This is a genomic window from Lutibacter sp., from assembly GCF_041562875.1.
Taxonomy (GTDB): Bacteria; Bacteroidota; Bacteroidia; order Flavobacteriales; family Flavobacteriaceae; genus Lutibacter.
In genome coordinates this window covers 1-13670 of the sequence record NZ_JBFFOE010000070.1, presented here as the reverse complement: position 1 = coordinate 13670, position 13670 = coordinate 1, and the positions used below count along the sequence as shown (strand labels likewise).

General features: G+C 30.5%; 7 protein-coding genes and 1 tRNA gene. 4 read left to right on the top strand and 4 right to left on the bottom strand.

Annotated elements, in window-relative coordinates:
• Positions 1-155: 155 nt before the first annotated feature.
• Complete coding sequence (gene odhB, locus ABY863_RS09875; RefSeq protein WP_372794341.1) at positions 156-1376, bottom strand: 2-oxoglutarate dehydrogenase complex dihydrolipoyllysine-residue succinyltransferase; 1221 nt, start codon at positions 1374-1376, stop codon at positions 156-158.
• Positions 1377-1482: 106 nt separating this feature from the next.
• A complete protein-coding gene (locus tag ABY863_RS09870) occupies positions 1483-4233 on the bottom strand; it encodes a 2-oxoglutarate dehydrogenase E1 component (RefSeq protein WP_372794339.1) in 2751 nt (916 codons plus the stop codon).
• A 332-nt stretch (positions 4234-4565) separates the two neighbouring features.
• Between ABY863_RS09870 and ABY863_RS09865 the strand changes: the two genes are divergently transcribed.
• From ABY863_RS09865 to ABY863_RS09855, 3 genes are all read left to right on the top strand, one after another.
• Positions 4566-4639 (top strand) — tRNA-Asn (locus ABY863_RS09865).
• 342 nt (positions 4640-4981) lie between these two features.
• Positions 4982-5347 (top strand): hypothetical protein, encoded by a 366-nt coding sequence (locus ABY863_RS09860; RefSeq protein WP_372794337.1) that lies wholly within the window; start codon positions 4982-4984, stop codon positions 5345-5347.
• Between the two features lie 432 nt (positions 5348-5779).
• On the top strand, positions 5780-6622 hold the full coding sequence (locus ABY863_RS09855) for a DUF4382 domain-containing protein (protein WP_372794335.1): 843 nt from the start codon (positions 5780-5782) through the stop codon (positions 6620-6622).
• Positions 6623-7473: 851 nt separating this feature from the next.
• Here ABY863_RS09855 and ABY863_RS09850 read toward each other — a convergent pair.
• Both ABY863_RS09850 and ABY863_RS09845 read right to left on the bottom strand, forming a co-directional pair.
• Complete coding sequence (locus ABY863_RS09850) at positions 7474-9663, bottom strand: S9 family peptidase (RefSeq protein WP_372794333.1); 2190 nt, start codon at positions 9661-9663, stop codon at positions 7474-7476.
• 521 nt (positions 9664-10184) lie between these two features.
• On the bottom strand, positions 10185-10847 hold the full coding sequence (locus ABY863_RS09845) for a DUF6565 domain-containing protein (protein WP_372794331.1): 663 nt from the start codon (positions 10845-10847) through the stop codon (positions 10185-10187).
• A gap of 744 nt (positions 10848-11591) precedes the next feature.
• Between ABY863_RS09845 and ABY863_RS09840 the strand changes: the two genes are divergently transcribed.
• The gene (locus ABY863_RS09840) at positions 11592-13664 is read left to right on the top strand and encodes a hypothetical protein (RefSeq protein ID WP_372794329.1); all 2073 of its coding nucleotides are present in this window, start codon (positions 11592-11594) and stop codon (positions 13662-13664) included.
• The last annotated feature ends 6 nt before the right edge of the window (positions 13665-13670 follow it).

The following is a 13670-nucleotide window of genomic DNA, read 5'->3' as shown; positions in this document are numbered from 1 at the left end:
GCCATAACCACAGCAACTAATAATAATAAATTTTTTCTCATAATTATTCTGATTGTTTAGTAAGGTTCGAATATACTTTTAATAAAATATATAATATATGACAAATGTTACATTTCGTAAAAAATGGTGATATATTAATTATTCAATAAAATAAGTTATAATTCCAATCCTTTTTTAGGGTCATTATTCAATAAAATTTCAACTGGATTTTCTAAAGCTTCTTTCACAGCAACTAAAAACCCAACAGATTCTCTTCCATCAATAACTCTATGATCATAAGATAAAGCAACATACATAATTGGCCTAATAACAACTTCACCATTCACAGCTATCGGTCTTTCAACAATATTATGCATTCCTAAAATTCCACTTTGAGGTGGGTTTATAATTGGTGTAGATAACATAGATCCAAAAACACCTCCATTAGTAATGGTAAAAGTTCCACCAGTCATTTCATCAACCGTAATTTGTCCGTCACGCGCTCTAAGTGCTAAACGCTTCACCTCATTCTCAACACCTCTAAATGTTAAATTTTCAGCATTTCTAATTACTGGAACCATTAAACCTTTTGGTCCAGAAACTGCAATTGATATATCTTTAAAATCGTGTAATATTTTATAATCACCATCTAACATTGAATTTACATCAGGGTATAACTCTAAAGCTCTTACAACTGCTAATGTAAAGAAGCTCATAAATCCTAATCCAACTCCGTGTTTAGCCTTAAATGCTTCTTTATATTCATTCCGTAAATCAAAAATTGGCTTCATATCTACTTCATTAAAAGTAGTAAGCATGGCAGTTTCATTTTTTACAGCTACCAAACGTTGTGCTACTTTTCTGCGAAGCATAGTCATTTTTACACGTTCAGAACTACGTGATCCACCAGTAGGAGTTCCCATACTTGGAGTTGCATTTACAGCATCGTCCTTTGTAATTCTACCATCGCGCCCAGTTCCCTTTACTTCTGAAGCAGGAATTCCTTTTTCATCTAAAATTTTCTTTGAAGCTGGCGAAGTAGTTCCACTTGCGTACGTCTTCTCTACTGCGCTTGAAGTAACCAATTTTTCCTCTTTCTTTTCAATAGCTTTTGGCACTTCAGTTTTCACCTCTTTAGTAGTTGCGCCTTCAGGTTTTTTACCATCCACATCTATTAAACATACCACTGCACCAACAGCTACAGTATCACCTTCTTCAGCTTTTAAAGTAATTATACCACTTTCTTCAGCAGGTAATTCTAATGTTGCCTTGTCTGAATCAACTTCGGCAATTGGTTGATCTTTTTCAACATAATCACCATTTGCAACAAGCCAAGTTGCAATTTCTACTTCTGTAATAGACTCTCCCGGAGAGGGAACTTTCATTTCTAAAATCATCTTATTAGTTTTTTGTCTTTATAGACGAATTTTTATTAGTTAGTTTTAAATGTTCTCATTATATTTTTTAGCAGTAAAAATTTACTGTTCGCTATAAAATATTTTCTTATGAGTCAAAATTTGTATGACTTGTTTCAAATACGTTATCAATAATACGTTGGTGTCTTCTTTTAAACCTTGCTGTTGAGCCTGCCGCTGGTACAGCATAAAAAGGTTGTGATGCAACCTCTAATTGTACCAATCTAAAACGTTGCAACATAAAACTCCATGCACCCATATTTTCAGGTTCTTCTTGAGCCCAAACATAATTTTTTACATTTGGATACTTATCAATTACTTGTTGTAATTTTTCTAAATGCAAAGGAAATAATTGTTCAATTCTCACTAAAGCAACATCATTTCTATCTAAATTAGTACGCTCTGCTAATAAATCGTAATAAAATTTACCAGTACAAAATACTAATTTAGTTACATTTTTAGGTTCTATAATATCATCAATCACTTCTTGAAAACTACCTTCAGAAAACTCTTCTAATGTTGAGGTTGCTAAAGGATGACGCAATAAACTTTTGGGTGTAAATACAATTAATGGTTTTCTAAAATCGCGTTTCATTTGACGACGCAGTAAATGATAGAAATTTGCCGGTGTTGTACAATCTGCTATATTCATATTGTCTATGGCGCATAATTGTAAAAAACGTTCCATACGTGCTGATGAATGTTCAGAACCTTGTCCTTCATAGCCATGAGGAAGCAATACTACAATACCATTTTGTAGTTTCCATTTATCTTCTGCAGCCGACATATATTGATCGAAAATAATTTGTGCACCGTTACTAAAATCTCCAAATTGAGCTTCCCAAATGGTTAACGAATTTGGGTTTGCCATCGCATAACCATAGTCAAAACCAAGCACACCATATTCAGATAATAAGGAGTTGTAAATTTCCATTTTACCTTGTTTGTCACTAATTGTATTTAATAAGTTGATACGCTCTTCTGAAATTTCATCACGTAAAATTGCGTGACGATGGCTAAATGTACCACGCTCAACATCCTGACCAGAAATACGAACATCAAAACCTTCTTGCAATAAACTTCCATAGGCTAAGGTTTCGCCCATTCCCCAATCAATTTTATTGGTTTCAAAAACCATGTTATTTCTGTCTCGTAAAATTTTCTCTGCTTTTCGTAAAAACTTAACGCCTTCGGGAACTGTTGAAACAATTTTTGCAATAGTTTCTAATTTAGATTTTGGATACGTAGTATTTTCAGAAATTAACATAGAATCCAAATCTCTTCTGGCAAAACTTTCCCAAGTGTCTTGCATGAATTCACGAATTTTAGAGGTTTCAATTTTTTTTGATTCATTGTATTCCTCTTCTAATAAATTTTTGAATTCTTCAATAGATTTGTTTAAATAAGCAGTATCAATTACACCTTCAGCAATTAATTTTTCAGCATAAATATCTCTCGGGTTTGAATGCTTTGAAATTGCTTTGTACAATTTAGGTTGTGTAAAACGAGGCTCATCACCTTCATTATGCCCGTATTTCCTATAGCCCAATAAATCAATAAAAATATCTCTTTTGAATTGCATTCTAAAATTAAGTGCAATTTCTACGGCATGCGTAACAGCTTCCACATCATCAGCATTTACGTGTAAAACAGGCGATAAAGTTACTTTTGCAACATCTGTACAATACGTACTTGAGCGCGCATCTAAATAATTGGTAGTAAAGCCAATTTGATTATTTACTACAATATGAATAGTTCCACCGGTTGAATATCCTTTTAATTGACTCATTTGAGTGACTTCATACACCAATCCCTGACCTGCAATAGCAGCATCACCATGAACAATTATTGGAAGTAATTTTGAATTATCACCATTATAAGTTTTGTCTATTTTAGCACGTGAAATTCCTTCAACAATAGGCCCAACCGTTTCTAAGTGAGAAGGATTTGGAACTAAATTCATCTTCAATTCCGTATTGTTTTTTAAAGTTTTGGTTATGGTTAACCCTAAATGGTATTTTACATCGCCATCAAAATCTTTTTCTTCAAAATCTTTCCCTTCAAATTCACTAAATAAATCTCGAATAGGTTTTCTAAAAATATTAATCAGTGTATTTAAACGACCTCTATGAGCCATCCCGAAAACAAACTCTTTAACATTGTAATTCTCTGCGGCCAAACGGATAATAGCTCCCATTGCAGGAATTAAAGTTTCGCCTCCTTCTAATGAAAAACGCTTTTGGCCTACATATTTGGTTTGCAGAAAGTTTTCAAAAGTGACTGCTTGATTTAACTTTTGCAGCACATATCTTTTTGTTTCTGGCGTATAATCAGGGTGGTTTGAGTTTTTGTTCAGCTGTTTTTGAAACCACTTAATTTCTTCAGGATTTCGAATATACATATATTCAACCCCAATAGAATCACAATAAACAGTTTCTAAATGTTTAATTATTGTACGTAAATTCGCTTTCCCTGTTCCAATAATATCACCAGCATCAAAAACGGTATCTAAATCTTTTTCAGACAATCCAAAATTTTCAATAGCAAGTGTAGGTGTATATTTTCTTCGCTCACGAACAGGATTTGTTTTAGTAAATAAATGACCTCTTGTTCTGTAGCCATTAATTAAGTCGAGCACTTTAAATTCCTTCAAAACATTTTCAGGAACTTCAAAATCGGAACTTTCATCAGTTATTGAATATTTTTCATTGGCAAAATCATAGCCTTGAAAAAAACTTTTCCAACTGGGTTCTAAAGTATCTGGATTTATTAAATACTGGTCGTATAAATCAGCTATGTAACCTGTATGTACGGTATTTAAAAATGAAAATTTATCCATATTTAATATTAATAGTCAATGATTTGTTTAGTAGTGGCTAAAATACAATTTTTAACAAAACCATCGATTTATTAAAAGCATTATTGTAATTATTATATTTTTAATAAGAATAGTTAGATAATAGTAAATATGTTGTGTTTTATATGTTTTTTTTGAAGTAAATAATGAAAACTTAATAAAACTACCACTCATTTATTTATACTTTTAAAGTTTAGTTTTCAGATACTTAGTGAAAATGTAAAAAAAAAATCAAAAAAGAGTACTTTTTTTTATAAAAAATCTTGCAGAAAGTATAAAACCTTGTATATTTGCACTCGCAAAAGAGAATAAATTCCTCCTTAGCTCAGTTGGTTAGAGCATCTGACTGTTAATCAGAGGGTCCTTGGTTCGAGTCCAAGAGGGGGAGCAAAACGAGTCTTAACATTAATTTGTTAAGGCTTTTTGTTTATAAGGCAATTCGTTTTGGAACCTTTTTGCAAATGATTTACACGATACCCAAAACCATTTTTAGCTGTTCCTCTTCGCTAAACCTATTAAATACATATAAGGTCATTCTCTTTTTTATTGTGTTAAATTACAGAATTAACTTAAATAAAAAAACCTATTGAATATTTCTATCTAACAGGTTTTTATAATCCATATTTGAAGGTAATTTAGAATGTTTCTTAGGATTCAAAGCTGTATATTTATTCATGTAAACACCTGTACCTCATCGAATAAGATTAATAATACTTTTAATAAAAAAGCTATGAAAACTTTAAGAATACTTATATTTATATTTATCACTGCAATTTCATCTTGCGCAAGTGATGATGAGATTCATCAGGCTGATGAATTATTAGGTAGTTGGGAACTAAGCAGCTCTAACGATTCTCATTATTACCGATTATATTTTTATGAAGATAACATTGGAGGGGAGTCTATTGGGGGGTATTCCTCTTCAGATGATACTGCTATCAGTGTTATGGAAGGTTTTACTTGGAGTACTATTGACAATCCAAAAACTCTTATAATACCGAACATGAAATTAAATAGTCCTTATTCTATTAACGCTGAAGGGCAGCTTATTATAAATAATTTACAAAAAGGGTTACCTTTTAATAAACTTGATTAATCAAATTAAAAAAACCACATCAATTTAATGAAATGACTTATTTAAAATGTGAACTTTGACCTTGAAGTATATTAAAAAACCACCTCTATTAATCGTAAAAATACGGAAGCATGGTTGCAACTTCGAGTAATAGGGGGAGCTACTTTTGATAAAGCCTTTACAGAAATGTAGAGGCTTTTTTAGTTTCCAAGATTTACTTTGGGTTTCAAGACAATTCGTTTTGGAACCTTTTTTTATGCGCAAGGTTTTGGTTGAAATCTCTTTTTTTATTTTACATATTGAAATATTTTGATTTTAGTAATATCTCTAAAATGGATGTGTGAATTATGCAATTTTTATTCAAAGTTGTGTAACATATTTGTGTTATAAACTTTGCAACTTTGTATCTCTATATTTAAATATAGTTTACTATTAATTTAAAACATAAATAAGATGAAATTTAAAAAAATTTATTTTGTAGCAATTGCAGCAATAGTTGTAATGTTAGGAGCCCAAGGTTGTGCTAACGATAATGAAAGCAATACAGCAAGTGTTCAATTAAAATTGGTTGACGCACCTGGAGATTATTCAGAAGTGAATGTTGAAATTGTAGATATTCAGTATAACAATAGTGATAACGAATCTGGTTGGGTGAGTTTTGGTACTCCGGAAGATTATCCAATAAATGTTGATTTAACGACACTTATTGCAGGGAATAGCCTTTTATTGACAGATCAAATAATCCCTTCAGGGATGTTAAAACAAATAAGATTGGTTTTAGGAGACGGGAATACGCTTAAAATAGAAGGACAAGCGGAAATGATGGCCCTTAGTACACCAAGCGCTATGCAATCAGGTTTAAAATTAAATATGAACACCACTTTGGAGCCCGGTTTTTCTTATACATTTATTCTTGACTGGGATGTGCAAAATTCAATTGTAATGACAGGTGCTGGTATGTACAATTTAAAACCCGTGATTAGGGTTAATGCAGAAGTGAATTCAGGATCAATTGAAGGAAATGTATCAGGAGAATTTTTAGTGGACGGATTAAGTGCTATTAATAATTTAGAGAAAGCAATAGTTCAGGTTTACACTGCCGGCGATGTATTTGTGACAAATAGTGAAACAAATGCAGATGGTGACTTTTTAATTCAGGGACTTGCAGCTGGAGATTATAAATTGAAAATTGTTAACCAAGATGCTTATGATGATTATGAATCAACCTTAATCACTGTAGAAACAGGAAAAGTGACTACTTTTGCTTCTATAGTGTTAATGATACCAACTATTTAAAAAACATATTTTGATATTTTTAATATCATTTAAATAGCATAATTTTAAAAACCCGACTTGTAAAAGCCGGGTTTTTATTTGAATCATTTTTATGCGCAAGATTTGAGCTCATTATAATAAAAATTAATTATAAATTTGTCTAAACTTTTGGTTACAATGTAATTACATTAGCCATTTCTTGATTTATCTGAATCCGAAAAATAATTTCCTCAAAATATAGGAAACAAAAAATCTTACCACAGCACCAATCACAGCCATAATTGCGGTAAACAGCAAATCGTGCGGACTGATATTCAAAGCGGTTGAAAATAAGGTTCCTTCAATGTTATATACGCATTTGTAATACAATAGTAAGTGTCCTTTTTCTATATTTATATCCTTAATGAAATTATTATTTTATGTGGAATTGTTGGGTGTCCAAGTTTCTATGTTATTTTATATAATCAGCATAAAGTGTGCTTATTACAACAATGTAGTTTGTTTTAAAGACATTGGTTCACCACTTTAATCCGTAATTTTACAAAAAGTTGGTTGCAACTCCGAGTAATAGGGGAAGCTACTTTTGATAAAGCCTTTACAGAAATGTAGAGGCTTTTTTAGTTTCCAAGATTTACTATGGTTTCAATATCTTTTTCTTAGAACCTTTTTTTATGCGCATGGTTTCTGTAAGGTTTTGTTTGAAATTTCTATTTTATTAAGGTGATTAAAATTAAAGAATTTTGAAGCAACAAATAGTCTCATTAAAAACAAAAACTCCTTAAGAAAGGAGTTTTTGAAATGTTTTATAAACTTGCCGAATGGCTAACAGTTAACCTTTCATTAATTAAAAAACACTACGTTTTAACTAAAATTTATCTTCCTCCTGGAGGGCAGTGTAGTTTTAAGTAATTTGTATATAAAGTTGACAAATGTTGCCATGTTCCTTCTCCTTCTCTAAATCCATGAGATCTGTTTGGATAAGGCATAAATTGAAATTGCTTGTTATGTTTTATCAATTCGTTTAATAATAATTCAGCATTTTGATAATGAACATTATCATCTCCAGTGCCATGAATATACAATAAATTTCCTTCTAAATTTTTGGCATATGTAACGGGTGAACCTTCAATAAAATCATCCATATTTTCTTGAGGTAAACCCATATAACGTTCTTGATAAATGTTATCATAAGTTAATTGATTTGCAACAGCAGCGAGTGAAATTCCCGTTTTGTAAATCTCAGGATATCTAAACATCAAATTTAATGTGGCAGATCCTCCTCCACTATGGCCCCAAACTGCTACTCGCTGGGCATCAACAAAGTTCCATTTCAAAATTTCTTTGGCTGCCATAGCTTGATCGTTTATATTAATTACTCCAATTTTTCTGTAAATAGACTTTCTCCATGCGCGTCCTTTTGGAGCAGGAGTACCTCTGTTGTCTAGAGAAATATAGATATACCCATCTTCTGCCATATTTCCATTGTAAAACCAATTTCTACCAGCATAATAGTTATCGTTTACCGTAGTACTAGCAGGTTCAGAATAAACATAAAACACCACAGGATATTTTTTATTTGGATCGAAATTAGTTGGTTTCACCATCCACCCGTCCATCTCAATATTATCTGCAGTTGTAATAGTAAAAAACTCAGTGGTTGCTTTTCCTTCGAGTTTTTTAACATTATTAACAATACTTTCTTCTTCGCTTAAAGCTTTCTGATTAGCAACAGTAATAAACTCTTTAGCTATTGGAGTGTAGTGGTTTGAGAAAGTATGTTCGGCATATTTACCATTAGTAGAAAAAGAATAATCATGAGTTCCTTTTAAACTTTCAGGACTTAATAATTCGTTTTTTCCTTTTCCATTTAATTTGGTTTTATATAAATACTTTTGAGTAGCATTATCAGGTGAGGCTAAATAATACACATATCCTTCTTTTGCGTTGATGTGTTTTAAATCAATAACATCATATTCACCATTTGTGATGAGAACTTCAGGCTTTCCTTCCAAAGAAACTTGGTATAAGTGTCTCCATCCATCTTTTTCTGATGCCCAAAGAATGCTATTTGTTTCTTTTAGGAAACTAAAACTATTTGTATAATCTATTTGATATGGATTTCCTAATTGAAATAGATCTACCCAAGCTTCATCAGATTCTTCTTGAATCATATTTGTGTTTCCTTTGAAAGGATCTGCAATGTATAATTTACTCTTATTTTGCTTTCTGTTTAATTGCTGTATTAATAGCTTGTTGGTAGTTGGAATAAACTCCATTCTCACTAAATAATTTTGAGATGCATCACCTGGAATATTCATCCAAGTTGTTTTGGCATCAGAAAGCTTCACAACACCTACCTTACAAGCGGAAGGTTTTTCACCAACTTTAGGATATTCTAAAGGTACTAATTGCGAATAGATAGCATCTGTATTGTTAATCATATAAAACTTTTTGATAGCACTTGCATCAATTTGCCAATAGGCAATAGATTTACTGTCTGGACTCCAACGGAATCCATCTCTACAAGCAAATTCTTCCTCATAGGCCCAATCAAAAGTTCCATTTATTAAGGTAACAGTGCCATCCGTAGTTAATGATTGAATTTTACCACTTGCGTAATCTTCACTGTATAAATTGTTTTCGGAAACATAAGCTATAGTTTTCCCATCTGGAGAGAATTTGGCAAACATCAAAGATGAAGTTGGTAAGGTCTTCCCAATTTGAGTCAAAGCTTTTGTTTTAAAGTCAAAAACCCAATAGTCGCCTTTCGTATTTAGTCTCCAAACTTTTTTAGTATTTGTAAATAATAACACTTTTTGTTGGTCTGAAGAGAATGAAAAATGAGCGACATTAATAGGTTCTGATTTATCTGCTGGAGTAAGTTGCTCTTTTGAGATGACTGTTTTCACATCATTGTTAGGAAGCGTGTAGGTAACCAATTGGTTTTTGTCTAAACTATAATAAGAATCACCATCGTTCGTCCAATTTATTTGTGCTTCTCCATTAAAATGAAAAGAGAAAAGGCAAACAAATACGAGAATTTTAAAGGTATTTATATTCATGGTTAAGGTTTTAAATTTATTTATGAAGTTTATGTTTTCTTTTTTAAGTAATTTAACTTGAAATAAATAAGTTTGATTGAACTTATACAATTTCCATTACGAATATAGTTAATTAAATATTAGATACAAATAAGGTGTTTCAATTAAACAAATTGCCCCTTGTAACCGTCAGTAAAAGTGGATTTTTTTTAATACCTAAGTAACATCTTAAACTTCCAGTGATTTTACGGAAGGGTATAGGTAAATCAAAAGAACAAACATTAAAAAGAAATTGAAAGCTATAATTTTCCAGAAGCTATAAAAATTAACTTATTGATTTTATAATAATTGAGTATTTAATTATTGAATTGCAGTTGTAACTTCAGTCAAGAAGGGAAGTTCAAGTGCAGAAAGCCTTACTGATCAGTCTCCTCATTATGATAAATTTAAAGTATAAATAATAAAACACCTATCAATTAATTGCAAAAAAAATGACAGTCATTTCTGACTGCCATTTTTTACATTAATTAACCAAACAGTTTTTATTCTTTAGCTTTTTTCATTTCTTCCGTTTTCGCACCCATTCTATTAAATGTATATAACGGGGCAAATTTTAATTTTAATCCTGCAATTTTTATGTTGTCGGCTGAAGTAAGTCCTTCTTTTTCCACAGTATTTTTTCTACTGTCAAGTGCTTCATACATTAATTTAATTTCATCCCAGTCTTCACGAGAATAACTGTCTTTGTTGTCTTGAGCAGTATTTACAAATTGATCGTAAACTGCAAGAATATTATCCTTGTTTACCCAACCAAAATTCATGTCATCACCAATTTTTCCTTCACCAAATAATGTGTTTCTCAATAATTGTTTAGAGTTTGCCATAGCTTCGGCTTGCATATCTGCTTCAATTTGTGCTTGCAAAGCAGCAAATTTAGCTTTACTTGCATCAATTCTTGCCTGTGCTGCTTCTGTTTCTTTTAAATTTTCCAATGCCAAATCAGCTTCAACAACTTTTATTTGATAAGCTTCATCAATTGCTTGCCAATTTGCTTTAACTTCTGCTGCTTCAATATTTCCTATTGAATCTACATAAATTACATATGTGTCTACTGATTTTTCCGCTGCAGTTACTTTTTCATCTTTACAAGATGTAAATACTAAGGCGGCTAACGCCAATCCTAAAAATAAATTTCTTTTTTTCATTTTATTTTAATTTTACTGATTAATTGATAATAAGTTGTTTAACGGTGCAAAATTCGACATTAAAGTTAGTAAATTTGTTACATAATTATTTTAATAACTTACATTATTCTTACATTTTAAGGGAATATTTTTTTTGAAAGTTCATGCTTTACTTTCTATAAGCTGTCATTTTAAATGTACATCTTCAAACTAATTTGGACTTTTTGATAGAGGATTTTATTAAAATTTAAACATATTCAATGTATTCTTTTTTCGATACCTTAAATAACATCTTGAACTTCCGCTAATTTCACGAAAAACTAAAAACAAATTGACATGTGTGGCTTTCAAAAAGAAAAAAATTAATGCTTTGATTTTCTAATAATTGCGTAATGAATTATTGATTTCAAGTTGTTACTTTAAGTAATAGGCTAGCATAACAAAAACTTACAAGCACTTGTAAGTCTTTGTTATATTGAATTAAATTTTAATAACCACCTTATTTTATCGTAAAAACACGAAAGGACGTTATTTGAAATAAATTATTTCTAAAAACGAATATAAACCAGTCCGCTTTTTTTATAAATTTTTACATTTGTAGCCACTAAAAGGTTTTAATTGTTACATAACTAGTCCATATATTTATAAATTATATGTGAAAATACTATACTTTTGAAAAATGATTAATTATTCACAATCTAATTTTCTAAATTTAAACACTGTACTATTTATTTTAACAATTTTACAGTTTTAATTAAAACACCTATGAAAGAAAATATTCTTATTGAAGATCAATATAAAAGAACAAGTTTATTTGAAAAAGAAAATGTGAATTATCTGGTTAGAGTTTTAAAAAGGTTTAATACTGTACCCAAGATAAACAATATAAATATTATTACTTCTAAAAGTGAACCCAATCTATTTAAAATTGTTCCAAACAAATCAATTAAAATTGGCTCATCATTTTTAGATAAACCTGTTTTAGCTTTAATTTATTTAAGATACGGTATTGAATGGCAACTTTGGTATAAAGCTTTGGGAAAAGATAAATCTGATACTGTTTTATGTGATATAGCTGCTCTAAAAGTTACCAAAATATTTTATGAATTATTACCAAAAGAGGATAAAGAAAAATTAAAAAAACTTGATCATTTTTTAATTGATATGATCCAAAATGAGGAAAATTTAGAAATAAAATCTATATTAAAACATAAAGAATTACAATCTATACACGGAATAAATAACTCAAAAAAAATAGTTAAAGAATCTTGGAAACCAATTCTTGAAAGCCTTGCAAAACCAACAGAATATTTATTAATGTCGGGTGGTGATCTTAGATTGAATATTGACGAATTTGAATTATTAAATAAATATGGTTGCCGACCATTTCCAAGGCCTGATGCTTTTACTTTTGCTTCATCTACAGCAACAAGTGTATCAAATTTTGCTTTTGATAAAACAGACAAGGTTAGAAATATACTAATTCAAAATAGCTTAAAAAATGGTTTCAAAAAAACAACCATTGAATTTTCAGAATTACTAAAAAATAACCTTAGAAAAGCCCTTAAAATAGATGAGGAATGTCAAATAATTTTTTCGTCATCGGGTACAGATTCTGCGCTACAAATAGCAGCAATTACCCAAATTATTTCTGATAAAGAAATTACACATGTTTTAGTGGCTTCTGAAGAAACAGGTAGTGGCGTACCTGCTGCGTTAAAAGGAATGCATTTTGAAAATAACACAGCGCTAAATTATCCGGTGATAAAAGGTGATAAAATTGAAGGTTTTAGAGATATTAATTTGATTGAAATATCTTTAAGAGATGAAAATGGCGACTTAAAATCATCATTGCAACTAGACAAAGAAGTTTTTACGGCTATTTCAAAAACCAATGAATTAGGAAGACATATTGTATTGCATGCCATGGATCAATCAAAATTAGGCTATCAATCACCTAGCAAAGAAATGATTCAAAGTTTAAATAAGCTCAAAAATTTATCCATGCAAATTATTGTTGATGGAGCACAACTTAGGTTAGACCCAAGAGACATTCAAAATTATTTAAATAAAGGATTTATTGTTAGCATTACCGGAAGTAAATACTTTACGGGGCCTCCTTATTCTGGTGCCTTAATTGTACCTAAAAATGTTAGCAAATCTATTGATTCTGTGAAAAATACGTTACCAAAAGGGTTAACCAATTATTACAATCATTCAGATTGGCCAATCTCTTGGTTCTGTTCAAAAGATTTATCTGACGGATTTAATTATGGCTCATATATGAGATGGAATGCTGCCATAGTTGAAATGGACAGGTATTATAAAACACCTATTTTATATAGAAATTTGGGAATTGAGATGTTTTGTAATTTCGTTGAAGATTCTATTAAAGAGGCTTCTTTTTTAGAGCCAATTTATAGAGATGAAACAAAAATTAAAACTTACAACAGTGAAGAATTTGGACTAAGAAACATTAGAACCATTTTTCCTTTCTTTATTCTTAAAGATAAGGAAGTATTAAGTATTGATCAGGTAAAAAAACTCTATACATTGTTAAATTCTGACATCTCCAATCAATTTGAAGAATCTTCTTTAGAAATTATTAGACTTGCTGCCCAAAAATGTCATATAGGGCAAGCAGTTAATGTAAAATATAGTAATGATTTTCAAAGTGCTGTTTTAAGAATTAGTTTGGGTGCAAGGGTCATTTCAGAAAGTTGGGTTAACAGAGATATTAGCATCTATTTTAGAAATATAGAATTACAAATGAATCAGATTACCGTAATTATAAAAAAGATAGAATTGATACTTAGTAAACCAGAATTGTTGCATTAAATAAAT

What these genes read in the sequence shown, in the direction of transcription:
- ABY863_RS09860 (WP_372794337.1), top strand. Translation starts at nt 4,982, where the DNA reads ATGAAAACTTTAAGAATACTTATATTTATATTTATCACTGCAATTTCA.
- odhB (WP_372794341.1), bottom strand. Translation starts at nt 1,376, where the DNA reads ATGATTTTAGAAATGAAAGTTCCCTCTCCGGGAGAGTCTATTACAGAA.
- ABY863_RS09840 (WP_372794329.1), top strand. Translation starts at nt 11,592, where the DNA reads ATGAAAGAAAATATTCTTATTGAAGATCAATATAAAAGAACAAGTTTA.
- ABY863_RS09870 (WP_372794339.1), bottom strand. Translation starts at nt 4,233, where the DNA reads ATGGATAAATTTTCATTTTTAAATACCGTACATACAGGTTACATAGCT.
- ABY863_RS09845 (WP_372794331.1), bottom strand. Translation starts at nt 10,847, where the DNA reads ATGAAAAAAAGAAATTTATTTTTAGGATTGGCGTTAGCCGCCTTAGTA.
- ABY863_RS09855 (WP_372794335.1), top strand. Translation starts at nt 5,780, where the DNA reads ATGAAATTTAAAAAAATTTATTTTGTAGCAATTGCAGCAATAGTTGTA.
- ABY863_RS09850 (WP_372794333.1), bottom strand. Translation starts at nt 9,663, where the DNA reads ATGAATATAAATACCTTTAAAATTCTCGTATTTGTTTGCCTTTTCTCT.